The sequence below is a fragment of the Achromobacter xylosoxidans A8 genome (genome assembly GCF_000165835.1).
Classification (GTDB): Bacteria; Pseudomonadota; Gammaproteobacteria; order Burkholderiales; family Burkholderiaceae_B; genus Achromobacter; species Achromobacter xylosoxidans_B.
In genome coordinates this window covers 2,120,141-2,143,475 of record NC_014640.1, presented here as the reverse complement: position 1 = coordinate 2,143,475, position 23,335 = coordinate 2,120,141, and the positions used below count along the sequence as shown (strand labels likewise).

The window sequence follows — 23,335 nt, the reverse complement described above, 5'->3', positions numbered from 1 at the left end:
AGCCCGGACCCGCGCCCGCCTCAACCGCGCTCTTGCAGCACCTTGTGGTACAGCGCCTCGTAGCGCGCCGCCACCGTTTCCCAACTTTGCTCGCGGGCGATTTCAAGACCGCGCTCGGTCAGGGCCGCCCGCAATTCCGGTTCGGAGCCCAGCCGCTCCAGCGCCTGCGCCAGTTGGGCGCCGTCGCGGGGGTCCTGCAGGATGAGCGCGTCCTTCCCCGCCGACAGGTACTGCGCAAAGCCGCAATAGGCGGGCGAACTCACCACCACCGGCAGTCCGTGCGACATGGCTTCCAATGGCGCCATGCCGTAGCTGTCGTTCAGGGTCGGATGCGCGTAGATGTCGGCGGCGCTGAAGTAGCGGGCGACATCGGGGGTAGGTTCGATCAGAGTGACGCGGCTGGCGATGGCGCCGGCCGCGCGCACGCGTTCGCGGGTAGGCTCGTCCGCCCCCACCACCAGCAACCGGTACTGCGGCGGCAGTTGCGCCAGGGCGTCCAATAGCGCCGGCAATCCCTTGCGCAAGGGATTGCGGGCCACCAGCAGACAGCCTATGGTGCCTGCGTCCCAGCCCAGGCTGGCGCGGGTAGCCTCGCGCCCTTCCATTTGCGCCGCGGTCGGCAGCTTGACCCCGGGCGCGATGATGTCGACCGGCAGTTGCGGGCCATAGCTGCGGTGCAGCTGGTCCATGATGAGGCCCGATACCGCCACCACGCGCCTTGCGGGCGCCCGGCGCACGCGCAGCTTTTCCAGCACCAGATAGGTGGCCAGGCGCGGGCTGAGCCAGGCGGTCAGACGCTGCAAGGGCTTGACGCGGGTCAGCCGGTTGTAGCGCACCGGCGTCACGTGCATGACCTGGATTTCGCCGGCCCAGCCGTTCATGTGCGAATGCACGATGTCATAGCGGCCACGGGTCAGGCGGTCGGCGCGCCAGGCGAAATACAGCACCCGCATCCAGCTGGGCAGCCAGCTCGGAAAGCGTACGGGCAGGAAGGGAAACGGCAAGTCGCTGTCGAAGTCGCGCGCCACGATGGATACGTCATGGCGCTGGCCCAGCACCCGCATCAATTCCACGCCATAGGCTTCCGCGCCGCCAAAGCGATTGCCGAAGCGGTCAACCAGCAGCGCGATGCGCAGCCGCCGCTCAGCCGCGCCGGCGGGAGTCTTCATACCGGGTCAGGCACTTCTGCAGGAAACGGATGATGTTGGTGGAACGCGAGACTGTGACTCGCGGCAACCCGTAGGGATCGTCCGAGGCAGCCGCCAGGCCGCGCTGGGTCAACGTGGCGTTGTCGTAGCCGGCCTCGCGCGCCATCGCGCGGTGTTCGGGGCCGTGGTCGCCGTAGGGATAGCAGAAGGCGGTGACCGGCGCGCCCAGCGCCTGTTCCAGTTCGTCCTTGGACTGGACGATCTGGCGGCGGGCCTCGTCGGGCGACATCTGGGGCAAGTGCACGTGGTCCAGCGTGTGCGAACCGACTTCGTTGCCGGCCTGGGCCCATTCCCGCATTTCGTTCACGGTCATCAGCGCCGAAAACGGAATGCCTTTTTCCAGATCCCACACGTTGCCGCCATCGAACTGGCGCGCCACGAAGTAGTTGGTGGCGGTGAAACCCAGTTCGCTCAGCACCGGCATGGCGTTGTGGTGCACGTTGCGGTAGCCGTCGTCGAACGTGATGCCGAATACCTTGCCCTGGCGTTCGCCGCGCACATAAGGCATGACGTCGCGCATGGACAGGCCGCGATAGCCCAGCCTGCGCATCCAGCGCATCTGCCGGGCAAAGCTGTCGGGGTGCACCGTCAGGCCGCGGAACGGCGTGCCCTTGGGATTGGGCTCGCCGATCTGGTGGTACATGAGTATGGGGATAGACATAGGGACAGATTATAAAGCCCGGTCTTATCCCAGCGTGCGTCGGTATACGTCCAGTGTGGCGGCGGCGAAACGTTCCAGATTGAAATCCCGCAGGCTGGTTTCCCGCGCCCGGGCGCCCATGGCACGCACGGCGTCGGGATGGTCCAGCATGAAGCGCAGCTTGGCCGTGATGGCGGGGACGTCGCGCGCGGGCACGATCCAGCCGTCGACGCCATCGGTGACGTTCTCGGGCAGGCCACCCGCGTCGCTGACCAGGGCGGGCAGCCCCAGCCCCATGATCTCGCGGCAGGCGAACGACAGGGCTTCGCGATAGGACAGCACAAAACCCGCATGGCAGGAGGCCAGCGCGGCCCGCACGTCATCGAGCAGCCCCGGAAAGCGGACCTGATCGATCATGCCCAGTTCGCGCACCCGCGCAAGCTTGGCTTCGTTGGGCGGATCGCCCGCCACCATCAGCAATACCCGCGCGCGGTCTTCCGGCGGCAAGGCTGCCGCCGCGGCCACCAGGTCCAGCCAGCCCTTGTCATAGTCGGTGCCGCCGGCGCTGCCCAAGAGCAGCTTGCCCTGCCAGTCGGGCCCGAAGAAGATGGTGCGCAGCTTGTCCAGGCTTTCCGGCGGCGGCGGCGCGAAGAAATTGGTGTCGATGCCGTGGCGGATGGTGGTGATGGGACGCTTGCCGTAGGGCGAATGCTGCATCAGGCCGTGGACGTAGTCGCTGACCGCGATGGCGTGGTCGGTCGCCAGCGCCACCCGCAATTTGTGGCCGAAGCTCGTCAGCGGATGGTCGTTGTGCTTGGTGAAGACGATGCGCGGGCGGCGGCGCATGCCCAGCGTGGCCAGCATGACCTGCTTGTGGTCGGCCGAGCCGTTGGCATGGATGATGTCGAAGCCGCCGGCCTTGATCAGCCGGCGCAACTGCGCACGGTCCTTGAACCAGGACGAAGGCCGCGTGGTGTACTGCATGTCCTCGACCGTCACCCCCGGAATCGCCTTGGCGTAGCGGTACAGGCGGCTGGTGGCCGGCGCCGCGATCGTGATCTGGTGGTCCTTGGACAGGGCCTTGGCCAGATTGATGATGTAGGTGACGTGGCCCCCGCCATTGCCAGCGTGGAAGTTGGTATAGAGGATCTTCACTTCTTCTTCTCGGCCAGGAACATCAGCTTCGAATAGCGGAAGAAGCTGCCGGCCGAGGCCACGACCGCCAGCACCAGGCCGTGCTTGCCGTCCAGGAAGCCGCGCCGGATCAGATAGATCCGCACAAAGGTCCAGAAGCCATGGCCCAGCGCGCCGAAGACCGAGGTGCGCCGCCCCTTGGCGTACATCATGGCGGCGGCGTCGGAAGAATAGCGGTTGACCTTGGTGATCAGCGCATCCAGGTTGTCGTAGGGATAGTGGTGGAAATAGCCGCGCATCTGCAGCGGCTTGCCGTTGGCCGGCACCACCCGCTCATGCACGGCGACGTCGTTGAAACGCGCCGTGCCGCGCTTGAACAGGCGCAGCACGTAGTCGGGCCACCAGCCGCTGTGGCGGATGTCGCGGCCGCAGAAATTCGACAGGCGCGCAATCTCGTAGGCATCGGCGCGCGGCGCGCGCAGCGCTTCCTGGATTTCCTGGGCCAGCTCCGGCGTGACGCGCTCGTCGGCGTCGATGGACAGCACCCAGTCGCCCGTCGCCAGATCCAGCGCGCGGTTCTTCTGCGGGCCGAAGCCGGGCCAGTCCGGGGTGACTTCCACCCTGGCGCCCAGGGCGCGCGCGACTTCGACGGTGCCGTCGGTGCTGCCCGAGTCCACCACGATGAACTCATCGGCGAAGGCCACGGACTTGATGCAGGCGGCAATGTTCGCCACCTCGTTCTTGGTGATGATGATGACTGATAGCTTCATCCGCGATTCCTGAGACGCTTTTTCCAGGCTTTCCAGGCATGAAAGCGCGGCCCCCAGAAGGGATCGCGCGACAGCCAGATGCGCCGGTTCAGCCAGGAGCCGCCCTGGTTGCGCACCGCGAAACGATAAATGTGTTCGGGATCCGCGCCGGGGGTGTTCTGGCCGAAAGGGTCGGTAGTGTACAAGTGCCGGAATCCGGCGGCCCGCGCCGCGGCCACGTAGTCCGCATCGAAGTAGCCTTGCGGCCAGCAGAGGTGGTCGCTGACCGCTCCGAGGCGGCGCGTCAGAGTGTCGCGGGAATCCTGCAGCTCCTGGGCGATATGGGCGCGCTTGGCGTCCTCATCAGCGCCGCAGACCTTATCCCAGCGCGTATGGGTATGCGTGTGGGAATGGAATTCGAAGGTACCCGCCGCCTGCATGGCTTCGATCTCGCTCCAGCGCAGCATGGCCTCGTCGGCACGGCCCGTCGCCACCAGTTGCTTGCAGGCGTCGTGGTCGGGCGTGGCGGGCAAGGGGCCGCCCTGGCCGGCATGCGGGCGGACCGGCCCGTCGCCGATCCAGCCGGTGATGGTGAACAGCACGGCACGCATGCCGTGGCGCGCCAGCACCGGATGCGCGTGCACCCAGTTGTTCAGGTAGCCATCGTCGAAGGTGATCAGCACCGAGCGCTCGGGCGCGGCGCCGCCCGCCAGGTAAGCCGCGAACTGGTCGGCGGACAAAGACTGGTAGCCGGCGCGCGCCAGGCGCGCGATCTGCACCTCGAACACCTCGGGCGTCGCGGCGATCATGCCGCCGGCCGGCGTGACGTGGTGATACATCAGCACCGGGACGTTGGGCGCATTCATCCCGCGCGCTCCGCCAGCCATTTGATGTAGACGGCCTCGGTGGTTTCCGCCAGGCGGGCGGGCGAGAATACGCCTTCGTCCCAGACCATCTTGCGGCCGGCTTCGCCCATGCGCCGCCGCAGATCGGCGTCGTCGATCAGGCGCACCAGCGCGGCAGTCAGGGCTTCAGGGTTCTTGGGCGGCACCAGGATGCCGGTTTCGCCGTCGCGGAACATTTCCGACACGCCGCCCACGTCCGTACCTATCACGGGCAGGCCGCTGGCCTGCGCCTCGACGTAGACCGTGCCGGACGCCTCCTGCTGTGTCGCCAGGGCGAAGAGGTCGAAGCCCGCCAGCAGGTTGGGCACGTCGCGCCGCATGCCCATCAGGTGGATGCGGTCCTGCAGACCCAGCTCGGCCACATAGTCCTGGGTCTGCTCGAACAGCGGCGAACCGCCGCCGACGAACACCAGGTGCAGCTTGGGCCGGCTGGCCATCAGCGGCGCAATCGCGTCGATCAGGTCCTTGTGGCCCTTGGTGGCGCGCATGACGGCCACACAGCCGACCACGATGTCGTCATCGGCCAAGCCTAGCTCTTCGCGCAGTGTGGAACGCTCCACGGGCGGCGGCAGCACGATGGGCGAATAGACGGTGGCCACCTTGCCGGCTGGCACGCCGCGGTCGATGAGGTGTTGCCGCACATGATCACTGACCGTCGTGACCCTGTGCGGCAGACAGGTGTAGGACCAGAGCGATCCCACCTTGTTGGACAGATGCCGGGTCCGCACGATGAGCGGCGTCCCCGCCAGCCGGCCGGCGGCCGCCGCGATGACCGTGTCGCGCCGGCTGTGGGTATTGAGCACGTCGAAGCGCCCTGCGCGCAGGATGCCGCGGATGGTGGCGATGCCCTTCAGGTAATTGACCGCGCCATCCATTTCCAGGGTGTGCACCGGAAAGCCGGCGTCCGACAGGCGTTCGGCCAACAGCGCCTTGGGCTGGCAGATCGCTTCCATATGATGACCGCGCGCGCGCATGGCCGTCATTTCCTTGAAGATCCGGCCTTCCTGACCGCCAAAGCTGGTGGCGGCTTCCGAGTGAACGATACGCATAGGCATCAATAGGTGACCTCCACGCCATCCGGCTTGGTCCATTCATTCAGGTTGGCGAGCAGCGTGTCGGCCATGCGGACGCGCCACTCCTCGCCCAGGCGGACCGTGCACAGGAAATTATTCTTGGTATAGACGATATCGACCGGCACGCCGGGAATGCCGTTCTCCGGCTCGGCCCGGAACGGGTTCAGCATCTGCCGCAGGCGGGCGGCGTCGGCGCTGCCATTGAGCTTGACGCGCAGGGACTTGGCGCGGGCTTCGCGCGCCAGTTGCAGGTCGTAGAGCTGTTCGGCCACGATGCGCATGCCGCCGGAGTAGTCGTCATTGCTGACCTTGCCCTGGACGATCACGAGCTGGTCCTCGCGCAGGCGGTTGCGGTGCTTTTCGTAAAGCTCGTTGAAGACCGAGATTTCCACCTGCGCGGTGCCGTCGTCCAGCACCGCGAAAACCATTTTGCCGCGGCGAGTCATCATGACGCGCACGCTGGCCAGCACGCCGCACATCCATTGCAGGTCGCGCTGCGGTTCGACCCGCACCAATTGCATGGGGACGATGCGGCGCACTTCATCGCGCCAGGCGTCGAACAGGTGGCCGCTGTAGTAATAGCCCAGCGCGGACTTTTCCTCGGTCAGCTTCTTGTGCAGATCCCAGGGTGCGACCTTGGCCAGTTCGCCTGCCACCACGTCGCCGCTGTCGTCGCCGAAGAGCGAGGCCTGGTTGGCGCTGCGCGCCGCCTGCTCGGCGGCTTCCATGGCGGTGGGCACCGAGGCCAGCATCGCCGCCCGGTTGGGTTCGATGGTGTCGAAGGCGCCGGCCTTGATCAGGGCTTCGATGGTGCGGCGGTTGACCGCCTGCTTGCTGACGCGGCGGCAGAAGTCGAACAGGTTCAGAAAGGGACCGCCTTCCTTGCGCGCGCGCAGGATGTCCTCGACCGCGCCCTGCCCCGTGCCCTTGACCGCGCCCAGGCCGTAGCGCATGGTGCGCGGCGGCTTGCCGTTCTTGGTGTGCTTGTCGACGACCGGTTCAAAGCGATAGCCGGAAAAGTTGACGTCCGGCGGCAGCACCTCGACGCCATTGTCCTGGGCGTCGCGGCAGAAGATCTGGACCTTGTCGGTGTCGTCCATGTCCGAGGACATGGTGGCGGCCAGGAACTCGGTCGGATGGTAGGCCTTGAGCCAGGCCGTCTGGTACGAGATCAGCGCGTACGCGGCCGAGTGCGACTTGTTGAAGCCGTAGCCCGCGAACTTTTCCATCAGATCGAACAGCTTGACCGCCAGGTCCGGGTCATGGCCCTTTTCCTTGGCGCCCTGCTCGAACAGCTCGCGGTGCTTGGCCATTTCTTCGGGCTTTTTCTTGCCCATGGCGCGGCGCAGAAGGTCGGCGCCGCCCAGCGAGTAGCCGCCAATGATCTGCGAGATCAGCATCACCTGTTCTTGGTAGACGATGACCCCGTAGGTGCTCTTGAGCGTGCTTTCCAGGTCGTTGTGGAAGTAGTCCACCGCGGCGCGGCCGTGCTTGCGGTTGACGAAGTCGTCCACCATGCCCGATTCCAGCGGCCCCGGTCGATACAGGGCCAGCATGGCGATGATGTCTTCGAAGGTGTTGGGCCGCAGCTTCTTCAGCAGTTCCTTCATGCCGCGCGATTCCAGCTGGAACACCGCGGTTGTGTTGGCGTCGCACAGGATCTTGTAGGCGGCCGGATCGTCCAGCGCCAGGGCCATGACGTCGAAGTCGCGCTTGTCCTCGTTGAACTGGCGCACATAGCGCACGGCCCAGTCCAGGATGGTCAGGTTGCGCAGGCCCAGGAAGTCGAACTTGACCAGGCCGGCGGCCTCGACGTCATCCTTGTCGAACTGCGAAACCGCGCTGTTTTCCTGGCCGGGCTGGCAATACAGCGGGCAGAAGTCGGTCAGCTTGCCGGGCGCGATCAGCACGCCGCCGGCGTGCATGCCGATGTTGCGGGTCAGGCCTTCCAGCGGCTTGGCCAGATCCACCAGCGCGCGCACTTCCTCTTCCTGCTCGTAGCGGTCCTTGAAGGCGGGCTCGTCCTTCAGGGTCCGTTCGAGGGTCCAGGGATCCATCGGGTTGAACGGGATCAGCTTGGACAGGCCGTCGCAGAACATGTAGGGCATGTCCAGCACCCGTCCGGCGTCGCGCACCACGGCCTTGGCGCCCAGCGTGCCGAAAGTGGCGATCTGGCTCACGGCGGCGCGGCCGTACTTTTCCTTGACGTAGTCGATGACCCGTTCGCGGTTGTCCTGGCAGAAGTCGATATCGAAGTCGGGCATGGAGACCCGCTCGGGATTCAGGAAGCGCTCGAACAGCAAGTCATAGCGGATCGGATCCAGGTCGGTAATGCCCAGGGCGTACGCTACCAGCGAGCCCGCGCCGGAGCCCCGCCCCGGCCCCACCGGCACGCCGTTGTTCTTGCCCCAGTTGATGAAGTCCTGCACGATCAGGAAGTAGCCGGGGAAGCCCATCTGGATGATGGTCTTGCATTCCCAGCGCAGGCGTTCGTAGTACTGCTCGCGCTTGGACTCGCGTTCGGCGGCGTCCGGGAACAGGAACTCCATGCGCTTTTCCAGGCCCTCTTCCGACAGCTGGACCAGGTAGTCGTCCAGACCCACGCCTTCCGGCGTGGGGAAGTTGGGCAGGCGCGGCTTGCCCAGCACCAGGCTGAGATTGCAGCGCTTGGCGATTTCCACCGTGTTGGCCAGCGCCGAGGGCACGTCGGCGAAGCGCCGCGCCATTTCCTCGGAGCTGAGCAGGTACTGCTCCTTGCTGAACCGGCGCACGCGGCGCGGGTTGGCCAGGATTTCGCCTTCGGCGATGCAGACCCGGGCCTCGTGCGCCTGGAATTCGAATTCGTCCAGGAACTGCACCGGATGCGTCGCCACCACCGGCAGGCCGGCCTCGCTCGCCAGGCGCAGGGCGGCCTGGGTATAGGCTTCGTCGCCGTCCATGCCGGCGCGCTGCAACTCGATGTAGTAGCTGCCCGGGAACAGGTGCGCCCACTGGCGCGCCAGCGCCAGCGCCGACACGGCATTGCCGGCGTCCAGCGCCTGGCCCACGTCGCCGCCGCGCCCGCCCGACAGGGCGATCAGCCCCTCCTGTCCCTGCAGCCATTCGCGGCGGATCTCCGCGCGGCCCTTGCCCTGGTTTGTCAGGAAGGCCTTGGACAGCAATTCGCAGAGATTGAGATAGCCCTGATGGTTGCGCACCAGCAGCAACAGGCGAAAAGGCTTGGCAGGGTCGTCATCGTTGGACAACCAGACATCGCAGCCGGCGATCGGCTTGATGCCGGCACCGCGCGCGCCCTTGTAGAACTTGATCAGGCCGAACAGGTTCGACAGATCCGTCAGGGCGACTGCGGGCTGGCCCAGCTTGGCCACGCGCTTGATGAGGTCGGGGATGCGCACGAGGCCGTCCACGACCGAGAATTCGGAGTGTACGCGCAGGTGAACAAATGGGGGCGGGGTTGTTACGGCTTCTTCGGACATAAAGGGAATTGTACCTAGTCAACGCGGTCCAAGCCGAGGCCTCTGCGCTTGCGCAAGAGACACCGCAGGCGGCTGTGTAACAATACGCGTTGCACGTCATCCTTCATTGTTGACATGAGATTTACGCACGAGATTCACCTATGAAATGGCTAATTCCCGGGATCTGGCTAAGCGCCATCCTGTTTGCGCACTTCCGCGGCCGCGTCAAGCTGCCGCTGGGCCGGCAACTGCTCGACCACTCCGTGCTGCTCGCCCCCATCAACGCCTTCATGGTGCTGGCATCGCGCGTGCCGCCCACGCCCTACCTGACCACGAGCGAAATCGCCGAACTCAAGGTGCTGGACGACAACTGGGAGACGATCCGCGAGGAAGCCATGCAGATGGCCGAGCTGCGCCGCATCAAGGCCGCCGACACCCATAACGACATCGGCTTCAACTCCTTCTTCAAGTACGGCTGGAAGCGCTTCTACCTGAAGTGGTACGACGCCCGCCACCCGTCCGCCGAGGAACTCTGCCCCAAGACCGTCGCCATCCTGAAGACCCTGCCCAAGGTCAAGGCCGCGATGTTCGCCGAACTGCCGCCCGGTGGCCAATTGAACCCGCACCGCGACCCGTTTGCCGGATCCCTGCGCTACCACCTGGGCCTGGTCACTCCCAACGATGACCGCTGCCACATCATCGTCGACGGCGAGCGTTACAGCTGGCGCGACGGCGAAAGCGTGGTGTTCGACGAAACCTACGTGCACGAAGCCTACAACCACAGCGACGAGAACCGCATCATCCTGTTCTGCGACGTGGAGCGTCCGCTGAAATGGCGCTGGGCGGAAGCCTTCAACCGCTGGTTCGGCCGCGTCGTCATGTCCGCCGCCAGCTCGCCCAACGACGGCGGCGACCAGACCGGTGCCATCAACAAGCTGACCCACGCCCACTGGGTCATCGACCAGAAGCGCAAGGCCTTCAAGGCCTGGAACCGCACGGCCTACAAGGCCACCAAGTACGGCCTGATCGCCCTGGTCATCGTGGGCTTCCTGGCCCTGTAAGAAAAGGCGCCCGGAAAATCCGGGCGCCGCTCCGCTTCCTTCCAGCGTCTCCGCCCCTCCGCCCAGCCCAGCCACATCGCGCGAGCGTCCACCGCCACGCCGCCCGCGCCGAAGGGTGGCCTACGAAGCCCCCGCCCGACAACAAACCACAATAGCAATAAAGAAAACCACAAAAGCAATCAACGCTTAAGCAACTCCCAGCTTTTCATCAACCGCTTAACAGAAACTGGCATAGGCGTCCTCAACTCCTGAGCAAACAACGCCACCCGCAACTCCTCCAGCAGCCACCGGAACTCATCCAGCCGCGGATCCGGCGCCCCCTTCAACGCCGACCGCGCCCGCTGATACTGGGTCAGCAACGGCGCCATCTCCGCCACCAGCTTGGCATCCCTGCCCGGATCCGCCCGCAGCTTGTCGATACGCGCCAGAACCGCCTTCAGATACCGCGGAAAATGCGCAAGCTGCGCATAAGGCGTATCGCGGATGAACCACTTGGGCATCAGCGCCCCCAACTGCGCCTGCAAGTCCGCATAGGCCGACGCATGCGGCTTGGCCTGCGGCAGCTTGCGCTGCACCGCCGCCCACTCCGTCAGCACCGCCCCCGCCAGCCGCGCCACTTCCTGCGCCAGGAGGCCCAGCCGGCCCTTGCCCTCGGCCCGTCGGGCCTCGAACTGCTGCTCGTTCACCGGCCAGGGTTCGGCCAGGCAAGCCTGCCCCAGCGCGCAATCGATGATCTGGTCGCGCAGCTCTTCCTGCGTCCCCAGCGTCATGTAGAGCATGCTGATCTTGGTCAGGTCGGTGAGGTTCTTTTCCAGGAACTTGACCTGCTCGCGCAAGCCCAGCCGGAACAGCTTGAGCAAGCCCGCCCGATGATGCTTGCGCGCTTCGTCGGGATCGTCGAACACGTCCAGGTCGCAATGCGCGCCGCGGTCCACCAGCGCCGGATAGCCGATCACCGACTGCCCGCGCCGCTTGATCTCCATGATCTCCGGCAAGGGACCGAAGGACCAGGAGGTCAGGTTCTCATGCGCCAGCGCCTGGGCGACCTGGGTGTCGCTGGCCGCCAATTGCTGGAATGTAGCCTGCGCCTGCTTGCCGAATTCGGCGCGCAGCTGCGCCAGGTTGCGCCCGGCCGCCAGCATGCGGCCATGCTCGTCCACCACCCGGAAATTCATGAACAGGTGGGCCGGCAAAGTCTCCAGCTTGAAATCGCCCGCCGCCGGGCGGACCTGCACCTGGTCCCACATATCGGCGATGATCGCGTCCACCAGCCCCTGCTGCGGATCGGCCTGGCGCTCGAACCAGCGCTCGTAGAAGCCCGCCGCATAGTCCGGCAGCGGCACGCAATGGCGGCGCAGCTTCTGCGGCAGCGACTTCAGGAGCAGATGCACCTTCTCCTTGAGCATGCCGGGCACCAGCCATTCGCAGCGCGCCGGATCGATCTGGTTGAGCGCGAACAGCGGCACCGACAGGGTCACGCCATCGCGCGGCGAACCCGGTTCGAAGTGGTAGTCCAGCGCCATCGACACGCCCTGCCATTCCACCTTCTTGGGGAAGACATCGGTCGTGACGCCAGCAGCTTCGTGCCGCATCAGCTCGTCGCGTGTCAGCATCAGCTTGGCGGCGGCCGCCTTGTCCAGCCCGGACACCCACTTTTCCAGCGAGGCCGTCTGCGAGATGTCGGCCGGCAGTTGGCGGTCGTAGAAGGCGTGGATCAGCTCGTCGTCGACCAGGATATCGGGGCGGCGGGTTTGGTGTTCCAGCTTCTCGATGCCCGCGATCAGCTTGCGGTTGTGCGCCACGAACGCCAGCCGCGTGTCGATCTCGCCAGGCACCAGGGCCTGGCGGATGAACAGCTCGCGGGCGTGGGTCGGATTGACCCGGCCGTAGTGGATCCGCCTGCCCGTGTAGATGGTCAGCCCGTAGAGCGTGGCCCGTTCGTTGGCCACCACCTGCCCCGCCTTCTTTTCCCAGCGCGGGTCGGACCAGTTCTTGCGGATCAGGTGCGCGCCGACCTTTTCCAGCCACACCGGATCGATCCGCGCCACGCAGCGCGCGTACAGGCGCGTGGTTTCGACCAGTTCGGCCGCGACGATCCAGCGCCCCGCCTTCTTCACCAGCCGCGAGCCGGGATGGATATGGAAGCGGATCTCGCGCGCGCCCTGGTAGTGGCCGCCTTCGTCGCTCTTGAAGCCGATATTGCCCAAGAGGCCCGACAGCAGCGCCATGTGCAACTGCTCGTAGGTGGCCTCGATCTGGTTCAGCCGCCAGCCCTGCTCGCCCACCAGGGCGGCCAGCTGGGTATGCACGTCATGCCATTCGCGCAGCCGGATCGGCGACAAGAAGTTCTGGCGCAGCAAGGCCACCAGCTTGCGCTGCGAGGCCTTGTGCTGGACCTGCTCGCCGTACCAGCGCCACAGCTTCAGGAAGGAAATGAATTCGGACTTGTCGTCGGCGAACTTGGCGTGCGCCGCCTCGGCCGCCTCGCGTTCCTGCATGGGCCGGTCACGCGCGTCCTGCACCGACAGGGCCGAGGCGATGATCAGCATTTCGGACAGGCACTGGTGCTCGCGCGCCGCCAGGATCATGCGGCCGATGCGCGGATCGACCGGCAGCTTGGCCAGTTCGTGGCCCGTCTGGGTCAACACGAAGGACGCGCCGGTGCGGGAGGCGTCGGCGTCGTCGTCCGCAGCCGACGCCAGCTCGATCGCACCCAGTTCCTGCAGCAGATGGTAGCCGTCGGCCACCGCCCGGCCCGGAGGCGCCTCGACGAAGGGGAACTGCTCGATATCGTCCAGCTTCAGCGACTTCATCCGCAGGATGACCGAGGCCAGCGACGAGCGCAGCACTTCCGGGTCCGTGAACGGCGCGCGGTTGTTGAAGTCCAGCTCGTCGTAGAGCCGGATGCAGACGCCCGGGCCGACCCGGCCGCAGCGGCCGGCGCGCTGGTTGGCCGAGGCGCGGCTGATCGGCTCGATGCGCAGCTGCTCGACCTTGTTGCGCCAGGAATAGCGCTTGATGCGCGCCAGCCCGCTGTCGACCACGAAGCGGATGCCCGGCACCGTCAGCGAGGTTTCCGCCACGTTGGTGGCCAGCACGATGCGCCGCGCATTGGTGCGTGGATGGAAGATCTGCTCCTGCTCGGCCTGCGACAGGCGCGCGTACAGCGGCAGCACTTCGGTGCCGGCCGGATGGCGCTTGCGCAGCGCCTCGGCCGATTCGCGAATCTCGCGTTCGCCCGGCAGGAACACCAGCACATCGCCCGGGCCATGGCGCGCGCATTCGTCCACCGCGTCGACGATGGCGTCGATCAGGTCGCGCTCTTCGTCGCCCGACATGCGCTCGCGGTCGCGGCCAGGCTTGGCCGGAGCGGCCTCGTCTTCCGCCAGTTCCTCGCGCACGGGGCGGTAGCGGACCTCGACCGGGTACAAGCGGCCGGACACCTCGATGACGGGCGCCAGCTTGTCCTCGGACGCGGCGAAGTGCCGCGCGAAGCGCTCGGCGTCGATGGTGGCCGAGGTGATGATGATCTTCAGGTCCGGGCGGCGCGGCAGCAGCTGCTTCAGGTAGCCCAGCAGGAAATCGATGTTCAGGCTGCGTTCGTGCGCCTCGTCGATGATGATGGTGTCGTAGCGGCGCAGGAGCGGATCGCGCTGCGACTCGGCCAGCAGGATGCCGTCCGTCATCAGCTTGATGGACGCGTTGGGGCCGGTGCGGTCGTTGAAGCGCACCTGGTAGCCCACCACCTCGCCCATGGGCGTGTTCAGTTCTTCGGCGATGCGCTTGGCCACCGAGGTCGCGGCCAGTCGGCGCGGCTGGGTGTGGCCGATCATCTTCTGGCGGCCGCGGCCCAGTTCCAGGCAGATCTTGGGCAGTTGGGTGGTCTTGCCCGAGCCGGTCTCGCCGCTGACGATCACCACCTGATGGCGAGCGATGGCGCGCGCGATCTCCTGGCGCCGCGCGCTGACGGGCAGGTCTTCGGGGTAGGTCACCACGGGGATGGGCCGCTCGGGACGCGGCGCTCGGCGCGCATTCCGCGCTTCCGCGGCCGCCGCGTCCGCGCTCTTGGGCGCACGCGGGCTGGAGGATTCAGGCATGTACGATTTGTCCGGTTAGCCCGGCATTATAAATTTCCGCGGACGCCCTGGCGGCGCGCCGGGGCCAAACCGGAAAATCCGGCACCAAATTGGCACTCTTTTCCTCCTGCGCCGGGGCGCGACGGTCATATAATTTCGCCACGCCGTCGCCTGACGGCGCCATGGCGCGGCACTGCGCCGCGTTTTGACCGACTCTCAGGAATCCTTCCGCCCATCATGCCCGACCTGGAACCAGACACCGTCTCCGCCCTCGAAGCCCCAGAATTCGCAGCCGCCCAGTTCGTCCGATGGTTCCGAGAAGTGGCGCCTTATGTGCATGCGTTCCGAGGCAAGACATTCGTGGTGGCATTCGGCGGTGAACTGGTGCAGGCCGGCGCGCTGAACGCGCTGGTGCAGGATCTGTCGCTGCTGTCCTCGCTGGGCATCCGCCTGGTGCTGGTGCATGGCTCCCGTCCGCAGGTCAACGAGCAGCTGCGCCTGAAGGGCTACACCCAGCAATTCGACCGCGGCCTGTCGCCCACCGACGCCGCGGCGCTGGAATGCGCCAAGGAGGCCGCCGGCGAAATCCGCCTGGACATCGAGGCCGCCTTCAGCCAGGGGTTGCCGAACACGCCCATGTCGCACGCCCACATCCGCGTGATCTCCGGCAACTTCGTCACCGCCCGCCCCACCGGCGTGCTGGACGGCGTGGACTACAAGCACACCGGCCAGGTGCGCAAGATCGACATCGACGCGCTCAAGTTCGCCATCGAAAAGGGCTCGTCCGTGGTGCTGCTGTCGCCGCTGGGCTTCTCCCCTACCGGCGACGCCTTCAACCTGGCCATGGAAGACCTGGCCACCAGCGTCGCCGTGGCGTTGCGCGCTGAAAAACTGATCTTCCTGTCCAGCTCGCAGGGCGTGCTGAACGACGACGGCACGCTGGACACCGAACTGGCCCGGGTCGATGCCGACGCCCTGCTGGCCGGCGGCGAACTCGACGAGGAAACCCATTCCTTCCTGCAATACGCCTCGCTGGCGGTCAAGCGCGGCGTGGCCCGCGCCCACCTGCTGCCGTTCGCGCTGGACGGCAGCGTGCTGCTGGAAATCTTCACTCACGACGGCGTGGGCACCATGGTGGTGGAAGACACGCTGGACGACCTGCGCGCCGCCACCATCGACGACGTGGGCGCCATCCTCAGCCTGATCGAACCGCTGGAAGCGGACGGTACCCTGGTGCCGCGCCCGCGCAGCGTGGTCGAACGCGACGTGGAAAACTTCACCGTGCTGGAGCACGACGGCGTCATCTACGGCTGCGCGGCCCTGCATACCTTTGCCGAAGAACAGATGGCCGAAATGGCCTGCCTGATCGTGCATCCGGAATGGCAGGGCTCGGGCGAAGGCGAAATCCTGCTGCGCCACATGGAGTCGCGCGCGCGCGCCACCGGCGCCAAGCGCCTGTTCGTGCTGACCACGCGGACCTCGCACTGGTTCATGAAGCGCGGTTTCGTGCAAGGCGGCATCGCCGACCTGCCGCGCGAAAAGCAGAACAACTACAACCGCTCGCGCAACAGCCTGGTCTTCATCAAGAAGCTGTAACACCCAGGCTACCCGCAGGGTCCGCAGGGGCTTGGCGCCATCAGGTCGCCAAGCCCGTTAAAATGCAGGATTACTCATTTCTTCCGGCAGCGAACCATGGCCCGTATCGTCAACTGTGTGAAATTGAAGCGTGAAGCCGAAGGGCTGGATTTTCCGCCCTATCCCGGCGAACTCGGCACCAAGATCTGGCAGAGCATTTCCAAGGAAGCTTGGGAAGAATGGAAGGGCATCCAGACGCGTCTGGTCAATGAAAACCGCCTGAACCTGGCGGACGCCCGCGCCCGCAAGTATCTGAAAGAACAGATGGAGCGCTTCCTGTTCGAAGACGGCACCGTCGAAGCGCAGGGCTACGTTCCGCCCTCGGCCTGACCCGGCCGTGCTTTTCCGCCGGTCGCCGCTAGCGGCGGCCGACCCGATCCAGCCCCTCGCCCGCGAGGGGCTGTTCGTTTCCGGCCCCGGCTCCCGCCGCCAAGCCGGCCTTAAGATTCAAGCATCGCTGGCCGTATCATCGCTGTCATGAAAGAAGAATCGCGCCTGTCCCCGTCCGCCGCCCCCTCCTCGCCCATCGAACGCGCGCTAGGCATCGCGCCCGACCGCCGCACGGGTACGCTGCAGGACGTGCGGCACGTGGTGATCCTGATGCAGGAAAACCGGTCCTTCGACCACTATTTCGGCACCTTGCCCGGCGTGCGCGGATTCGCGGATCCGCATCCCGCCCCCACGCTGGCCGGCAATGTACTGACGCAGGCGGACGGCGCAACACGGGTTCGGCCCTATGCCCTGCAGGCGGAATACGCCAGCGATGCGCAGGTGGGCTACATCACGCCGCATACCTGGGACGACGCGCAGCGCGCCTGGAACGACGGCCGCATGGATCAATGGCTGCCCGCCAAGAGCCGGCTGGGCATGGGCGCCTATCGCAGCGCGGAGGTGCCGTTCCAGACCGCGCTGGCAAACGCCTTCACCCTGTGCGACGCCTATCATTGCTCGATCCACGCCGGCACCAATCCCAACCGCCTGTTCCTCTGGACCGGCACCAATGATCCGCAAGGCCTGGCCGGAGGACCGGCGCTGGTCAACACGTTTGACCGCCCGGGCCCCGCCAGCGAAGGCTACGCCTGGACCACCTATCCCGAGCGCCTGCAGGACGCCGGCGTGGATTGGCGCATCTACCAGGACATGGCGGACAACTACCACGACAACCCGCTGGCCGGCTTCCGGCAATACCGGCGCCAGCATGCGGGCGCAGCCGCCGACGCCCCCTTGCGCGACCGCGGCCTGTCCACTTGCACGCTGGACCAACTGGCCCGCGATATCGCCGACGGCACGCTGCCGCAGGTGTCGTGGATCATTGCGCCCACGGCCGATTCCGAACACCCCGAGGTCTCGTCGCCGGCCCGGGGCGGCGCCTACACGGAGCGCGTGCTGGACATCCTGACCCGCAATCCGGAGGTCTGGAGCCGCTGCGTGTTCTTCGTCACCTACGACGAGAACGACTGCTTCTTCGACCACATGCCGCCGCCCGCGCCGCCGGCCCGCGCAGCCGACGGCCTGTCGGGCGGCCTGTCCACGGTCGAACTGGATGGCGAATACCATGACGCGCGCCACGGGCCCAGCGCCGCCACGCCGGACGACCCCGCCGGCCTGCACGGCCGCGGATTCGGCCTGGGGCCGCGCGTGCCGATGCTGGCGGTCTCGCCCTGGAGCCGCGGCGGCTGGGTCAATTCCCAGGTGTTCGACCACACCTCGGTGATCCGCTTCCTGGAGGCGCGCTTCGGCGTGCTCGAACCCAATATCAGCGCCTGGCGGCGCGAGATCGCCGGCGACCTGACCTCGGCCTTCGATTTCGCCGGGGACCATATCGCGGCCCCTTCAGGCCCGCGGCGGGCCTGCGCCCTGCCCTATGCGCTGGAGATCCAGGGCAGGATGGCCGCCGACGGCGGACACTACCGGTTGACCCTGCGCAACCCCGGCGCCGCGGGCGCGGTGCTGCATGTCTACGACCGCCGCGCGCTGGAACTTGCCCCGCGCCGCTATACCGTGGGCGCAGGCGCGCGGCTGGACGACGGCTGGCGCCTGCACGATGGCGGCGCATATGACTTGTGGCTGTTGGGTCCCGACGGCCTGCACCGGCAGTTCCGCGGCGATGCGCGCGATGCCGGCGCACTGGAGGCGCAAGTCACGCCGACGGCGACTGGCCTGAGCCTGCGTCTCGTCAATCGCGGCGAGGCGCCGCAGCCGGTGAAAGTGGAGTCGCGCATCGGCGACGGCTGGTGCGCCATGGCGCACGTGCAGGCGGACGGCGCGCTGGAACTCGCCTATGGCGGTTGCCAGGGGTGGTACGACCTGGAGATCAGCGCGCCCGCCATGCCGGCCTTCTGCCGCAGGCTGGCCGGCCGCGTCGACGCCGGCAAACCCGGCCTGCCGGACCCGCGCCTGCAAGCTGGGGCGACGCTGCCGCTGGACTGACGCGAGGCGTCTGAGGGACGCCGCAACGCAGGCTTCGACGCCAAACGCCCGGCGAGAACCCGCCGGGCGTCCGACAGCGATGATTACTCTTCCGTGCCCTCTTCTTCTTCGCCGCGCGCCAGGCGCTCGGTGTTCTTCACGCCGGTGTGGCGCACGTCGGCACCCTTGACCATGTAAATGACGCGCTCGGACATGTTCTTGGCGTGGTCGCCGATGCGTTCCAGCGCGCGCGCGATGAAGATCATGTCGATGGCGCGCGAAATGGTGCGCGGATCCTCGATCATGTAGGTGATCAGGTGGCGCAGCGCGCCCTTCCATTCCTTGTCCACTTCCTTGTCGCTGCGCACGACGGCCGCGGCCTGGATGGGATCCAGGCGGGCGAACGCGTCCAATGCCTGATGCAGCATGGTGCGGACTGCGGCGGCCATGTGGCGCAGTTCGATCACCGGAATATGGCGCAGCTCAGCCTCGTGGATGCGGCGCGCGACGGTGGCGACCTTCTCGGCTTCATCGCCGGAACGCTCCATGTCGGTCAGCATCTTGGACACGGCCATCAGCATGCGCAGGTCGATGGCGGTGGGCTGGTGGCGCGCCAGGATGCGGCTGATGCTTTCGTCGATTTCGACTTCGTGGCGGTTGACTTCCTTTTCCCGCTCACGAACCTTGTCGACCAAGGACATGTCGCCGCTGGCGAGCGCGTCGATGGCCTCCTGGATCATGGCTTCCACCAAGCCGCCCATTTGCAGGAACTGCGAACGGACGCTTTCGAGGTCCGCATCGAACTGCTTGTTTGTATGCTCCGACATCCGGGCTCCCTGCGTGGTTGGTCTCATTGCACTGCCCTGAAAAAAGGAAATTACAAGGTGGGCCTGCACAACCCGCAAGGTTATGACCCAAGTGTGACAGGATTATGAATGCGCCCCCGGGCGCCTGCAAGGCAAGGCGGCCGGGGTGCCGGGTCCAGGAGCCGCGGCAGGTCTCAGGCGCGGCGATCCAGGCGGCGGATGCCGTTCTGCGTGGCCAGCAGCGCCACGTCGGCGCCGGCGATCGCGAACAGGCCGCAAGTCACCACGCCCGCCAGGTTGTTGACGCGGGCTTCGAGGCCCTGCGCGTCGGTGATGGACAGGCCGGACACGTCCAGGATGATGTTGCCGTTATCGGTGACGAATCCCTCGCGCAGCTTGGGCTGGCCGCCCAGCATCGCCAGGGCGCGCGCCACGGACTCGCGGGCCATGGGAATGACTTCGACCGGAAGCGGGAACTTGCCCATGGTCTGCACCAGCTTGGATTCGTCGGCGATGCAGATGAAGCGCCCGGCCACCGAGGCCACGATCTTCTCGCGCGTCAGCGCGCCGCCGCCGCCCTTGATCATGTGCAGGTTGGCGTCGATCTCGTCGGCGCCGTCGACATAGATCGGCATCGTCGTGATGTCGTTCAGGTCCAGCACCTTCAGTCCATGCCCGGCCAGCCGGGCGGCGCTGCGCTCGGAGCTGGCCACCGTGCCGCCGATCCGGCCCTTGAAACGGGCCAGGCCATCGATGAAGAGATCGGCCGTGGACCCCGTGCCCACGCCGATGATGGCGTCCGGGCCGGCGACCTGTTCAACGAATTCCAGGGCCGCGTCGGCGGCTTGCTGCTTGAGTTCTTGCTGGGAAAGCATGGCGAAAAATGCGGGAAGGTTGCTCGAGCCAGGAAATTTAGCATGCGGCGGCGGGCCACGCCCGCGCCAGGATCGCCTGGGCATCCGTGCCGGCGGCGAGTTCGCCGAACACGCCGCCGCGCGTGTTCAGGCGGCTGGCGGCGAAGGCTTGCGCCACCGGCGCGGGCGCATGCTGGATCAGCAAGGCGGCCTGCCACAGCCGCGCCAGACCTGCAGCGATGCGGCGCGCCTGGAACTCGGCCTGGGCCTCGTCGGCCAACAAGGCCCGCCAGCGCGTCAGCGCGTCGTCGAAGTCCTGGTACTGCCCCGTCGCCTGCCCGAACTCGCGCTCCAGTGCAGGCAGCGCTGCGGCCTCGCGCTGCAAGGCCCGCAGCACGTCCAGCGCCATCACGTTGCCGGAACCTTCCCAGATGGAGTTGACCGGCGTTTCGCGGTAAAGCCTGGGCATGGGACCGTCGTCCACGTAGCCGTTGCCGCCGCAGACCTCCATGCATTCGGCCACCGCGGCGATGGCGCGCTTGCAGACCCACAGTTTGGCGGCGGGCGTACCCACGCGGACCAGGGCCCGCGCTGAGGCGTCGGCGCGTTCGTCCACCGCGCGCGCCAGCCGCAGGCCCAGCGCCATGGCCGCCTCGCTTTCGAGCGCCAGGTCAACCAGCACGTTGCGCATGAGGGGCTGATCGATCAGGGGCTTGCCGAAGGCGCGCCGATGCCGCGCATGATGGACCGACTGCACCAGCGCCTGCCGCAGCAGCGCCGCGCTGCCCAACACGCAATCCAGGCGCGTGGTGGCCGCCATCTCCAGCAGCACCGTCAGGCCGCGGCCCGGTTCGCCCACCATGACGCCCCAGGCGTCCTCGAATTCGACCTCGGCGCTGGCATTGCTGCGATTGCCAAGCTTGTCCTTCAGCCGGCGCACGCGCACCGCATTGCGCGGCCCGTCCGGTATCCAGCGCGGCACGAAAAAGCAGCTGAGCCCTTCATCGGTCTGCGCCAACACCAGGTGTGCGTCGGCTTGCGGCACCGAGAAAAACCATTTGTGTCCGACCAGCAGATAGGCGCGTCCACGGCCGGCCGCGCCCACCGGCGTGGCGCGCGTGGTGACGGCGCGCAGGTCGGAGCCGCCCTGCTTTTCGGTCAGGCCCATGCCGATGAGGGCCGAGCGCTTGGCGGCCAGCGGCGCGTCGGCGCCGTCGAACTCGCGGGAATACAAGGCGTTCAGCCACTGCCCGCCGAAATCCACCACGCCTGGGGGTTCGCGCTGCAGCAGCGGCACCGCCGCGAAAGTCATGGTGGTGGGACACAAGGTGCCCGCCTCGACCTGCCCCTGCATCACATAGGCGGCTGCCCGCGCCACCTGCGCGCCCGGCTCGGGCTGCGCCCAGGCGCGGCTGTGCAGGCCGCGCGCCATGATGCCGCCCATCAGCAGATTCCATGACGGGTGGAATTCGACGCGGTCGATGCGGTGGCCGCCGCGGTCGTAGCTGATCAGGCGCGGCGGGCAGCGGTTGGCCTGGGCGCCGGCCTCCAGCGTCTGCGCCCGGCCCAGCCAGGCGCCATGCGCCGCCAAGTCTGACACCCAGGCTTGCGCGCCTTCGCGCCGCACCGCCTCGCGCAAGGCCGGATCGGTCTCGTACAGGGAGTAGTCCTCCAGGGGCGGCACCTGGTTGGATACGGCGTGCGTCGCAAACGATGACATGGCGGCTCCCTGGATCGGTCCATTGATGCGCCGCTGGCCCGCGGCGCGGTCTGCCCCTTGCGCCCTACCTGGCCATCGGCGCCACCAGGGCCCAGGGCCGCAGCGCCTCGACCTGCGCCGCCAGTTCCAGCAGCATCGCCTCGCTGCCCAGCGGCCCCATGACTTGGATGCCGATGGGCAGGCCGTCGGACGACATGCCGAAGGGGATGGAGATGGCGGGCATGCCGGTCAGGTTGGCCAAAGGCGCAAACGGCGAATAGCCGATGACGCCCTTCTTGCCCAAACGGTAGGCCAGGTAGTCGGCATTGTCCATGGCGTAGCGGCCGATGGGCGCCGGCGGCTGCGCCAGCACCGGGCTCAGGAACAGGTCATAGCCCTGCGCGCCGTCGCGCTCCAGGAAGCGGCCGACCCGGCGCGTGATCTCGTGGCAGGTATCGACGCAGGCCACGTATTGCGCGCCGGAGATCGCGCGGGCGTATTCGCGCGCGCCCAGCGTGGTCGGCTGCAGTTCATCGGCGGCCAGCCGTCGGCCGCGCGCGGCCACGAAGGCGTCGATGGCATTGGCCGCCGCGCTTGCGATCAGCGGCAGCATGGGCGACAAGACCTCCTCGGAGCCCACCGGCGGCGCGGCGGGCGCCAGTTCATGGCCCAGCGAAGCAAAGAGGCGGACGGCCTCGTCCACCGTCGCCGCCACTTCGGGATGGATGGCCTCGCCCTCGTAGGTCGTGTTGACGAAGGCGATGCGGCGCCGTGCGGCCGACTGCGGATCGGCCGCGATGCGCGCCACCACGGCGCGGTAGGAGTCCGCGGGCAGCGCCGGCGCGGCATAAGGCGCGCCCACGTCGGCGCCAGCGCTGATGTCCAGCGACGCCGCGCAGTCGCGCACCGACAGGGTCATCATGTGTTCGGTGGCCAGGCCGCCCCAGCCCTCTCCCTTCAGCGGGCCCAGCGGCATCAGGCCCCGCGAGGGCTTCAGGCCCAGCACGCCGCAGCAGGACGCAGGAATGCGGATCGACCCGCCGCCATCGCTGCCATGGGCGATGCGCACCATGCCGCTGGCCAGCGCCGCGCCCGCGCCGCCGCTGGATCCGCCCGCGCTGTGGCCGGTCTTCCAGGGATTCTGCGTGGCCGGGCCGTAGACCGGGGATTCGGTGGTGGGACTCAGGCCCAGCTCTGCGCTGGTCGTGCGGCCGAACGGAATCAGGCCGGCGCGGCGGTAGCGCTTGACGATCTCGGCGTCGACATTCCATACCACCTGGCCATAAAGCACCGAGCCCATGGCGCTGGGCAGGCCCAGCGCGGCGGTGCCCAGGTCCTTGAGCAAGGTGGGTACGCCCAGGAACGGACGGTCCTGCAGCTGCGCCGAGCGCTGCGCCTGCGACATACCGGCGAGATCCTCGTCCAGCGACTGCGCCAACCGCAGGCCGATTTCCGCCTGCAGGCCGCAGGCGGCGTTGATCGAGGGATTGCGGGCCGCCACCCGGTCCACCGCCTGCTGCATCGCAGCAAGCGCAGTGGTGGCCCCTTGCGCGATATCGGCGCCCAGCGCCGTCGCGTCCAGGGTGGAGGAATCATGGCGTTCAGCGGTGCTCATGCTTGCAATGCTCCAG

Annotated in this window: 16 protein-coding genes; 4 read left to right on the top strand and 12 right to left on the bottom strand. The window is 67.2% G+C overall.

What is annotated here, in order from left to right; genetic code table 11:
• Positions 1-20 precede the first annotated feature (20 nt).
• From AXYL_RS10010 to dnaE, 7 genes are read right to left on the bottom strand one after another with little or no spacing between them, the layout of a single operon-like run.
• Entirely contained in the window at positions 21-1,169 is a 1,149-nt protein-coding gene (locus AXYL_RS10010) for a glycosyltransferase family 4 protein (protein ID WP_013392674.1), read from the bottom strand.
• Positions 1,144-1,869, bottom strand: coding sequence for a polysaccharide deacetylase family protein (locus AXYL_RS10005; protein ID WP_013392673.1), 726 nt, complete (start codon positions 1,867-1,869; stop codon positions 1,144-1,146). Before AXYL_RS10005 ends, AXYL_RS10010 begins: the two co-directional genes overlap by 26 nt.
• A gap of 24 nt (positions 1,870-1,893) precedes the next feature.
• Positions 1,894-3,003 carry a glycosyltransferase family 4 protein gene (locus AXYL_RS10000; protein WP_013392672.1) on the bottom strand — a complete coding sequence of 370 codons (1,110 nt, stop codon included), beginning with the start codon at positions 3,001-3,003 and terminating at the stop codon, positions 1,894-1,896.
• The gene (locus AXYL_RS09995; protein WP_013392671.1) at positions 3,000-3,752 is read right to left on the bottom strand and encodes a glycosyltransferase family 2 protein; all 753 of its coding nucleotides are present in this window, start codon (positions 3,750-3,752) and stop codon (positions 3,000-3,002) included. Before AXYL_RS09995 ends, AXYL_RS10000 begins: the two co-directional genes overlap by 4 nt.
• Entirely contained in the window at positions 3,749-4,597 is an 849-nt protein-coding gene (locus AXYL_RS09990) for a polysaccharide deacetylase family protein (protein ID WP_013392670.1), read from the bottom strand. The genes AXYL_RS09995 and AXYL_RS09990 overlap by 4 nt, the downstream gene beginning before the upstream one ends.
• Positions 4,594-5,694 (bottom strand): glycosyltransferase family 4 protein, encoded by a 1,101-nt coding sequence (locus tag AXYL_RS09985; RefSeq protein WP_085947792.1) that lies wholly within the window; start codon positions 5,692-5,694, stop codon positions 4,594-4,596. The genes AXYL_RS09990 and AXYL_RS09985 overlap by 4 nt, the downstream gene beginning before the upstream one ends.
• A complete protein-coding gene (gene dnaE / locus AXYL_RS09980; protein ID WP_013392668.1) occupies positions 5,691-9,185 on the bottom strand; it encodes a DNA polymerase III subunit alpha in 3,495 nt (1,164 codons plus the stop codon). The genes AXYL_RS09985 and dnaE overlap by 4 nt, the downstream gene beginning before the upstream one ends.
• A 140-nt stretch (positions 9,186-9,325) precedes the next feature.
• On the opposite strand from dnaE, the gene lpxO reads away from it, so the two are divergent.
• Complete coding sequence (gene lpxO / locus AXYL_RS09975) at positions 9,326-10,225, top strand: lipid A hydroxylase LpxO (RefSeq protein ID WP_013392667.1); 900 nt, start codon at positions 9,326-9,328, stop codon at positions 10,223-10,225.
• 179 nt (positions 10,226-10,404) lie between these two features.
• On the opposite strand, the gene hrpA is transcribed toward lpxO, so the two are convergent.
• Positions 10,405-14,322, bottom strand: coding sequence for an ATP-dependent RNA helicase HrpA (gene hrpA / locus AXYL_RS09970; RefSeq protein ID WP_013392666.1), 3,918 nt, complete (start codon positions 14,320-14,322; stop codon positions 10,405-10,407).
• A gap of 216 nt (positions 14,323-14,538) precedes the next feature.
• Between hrpA and argA the strand changes: the two genes are divergently transcribed.
• The 3 genes from argA (at position 14,539) to AXYL_RS09955 (ending at position 18,366) form a co-directional block, all read left to right on the top strand.
• Positions 14,539-15,897 (top strand): amino-acid N-acetyltransferase, encoded by a 1,359-nt coding sequence (argA, locus tag AXYL_RS09965; RefSeq protein ID WP_013392665.1) that lies wholly within the window; start codon positions 14,539-14,541, stop codon positions 15,895-15,897.
• A 96-nt stretch (positions 15,898-15,993) separates the two neighbouring features.
• Entirely contained in the window at positions 15,994-16,266 is a 273-nt protein-coding gene (locus AXYL_RS09960) for an oxidative damage protection protein (protein WP_013392664.1), read from the top strand.
• Between the two features lie 147 nt (positions 16,267-16,413).
• Positions 16,414-18,366 carry a phosphocholine-specific phospholipase C gene (locus AXYL_RS09955; protein WP_013392663.1) on the top strand — a complete coding sequence of 651 codons (1,953 nt, stop codon included), beginning with the start codon at positions 16,414-16,416 and terminating at the stop codon, positions 18,364-18,366.
• An 83-nt stretch (positions 18,367-18,449) separates the two neighbouring features.
• On the opposite strand, the gene phoU is transcribed toward AXYL_RS09955, so the two are convergent.
• The 4 genes from phoU to AXYL_RS09935 all read right to left on the bottom strand — a co-directional run bounded on the left by phoU (position 18,450) and on the right by AXYL_RS09935 (position 23,319).
• Positions 18,450-19,172, bottom strand: coding sequence for a phosphate signaling complex protein PhoU (phoU, locus tag AXYL_RS09950; RefSeq protein ID WP_013392662.1), 723 nt, complete (start codon positions 19,170-19,172; stop codon positions 18,450-18,452).
• 173 nt (positions 19,173-19,345) lie between these two features.
• Entirely contained in the window at positions 19,346-20,026 is a 681-nt protein-coding gene (gene rpiA, locus AXYL_RS09945) for a ribose-5-phosphate isomerase RpiA (RefSeq protein ID WP_013392661.1), read from the bottom strand.
• Between the two features lie 37 nt (positions 20,027-20,063).
• A complete protein-coding gene (locus AXYL_RS09940; RefSeq protein WP_013392660.1) occupies positions 20,064-21,725 on the bottom strand; it encodes an isovaleryl-CoA dehydrogenase in 1,662 nt (553 codons plus the stop codon).
• Between the two features lie 64 nt (positions 21,726-21,789).
• Positions 21,790-23,319 (bottom strand): amidase, encoded by a 1,530-nt coding sequence (locus AXYL_RS09935; RefSeq protein WP_013392659.1) that lies wholly within the window; start codon positions 23,317-23,319, stop codon positions 21,790-21,792.
• Positions 23,320-23,335 lie beyond the last annotated feature (16 nt).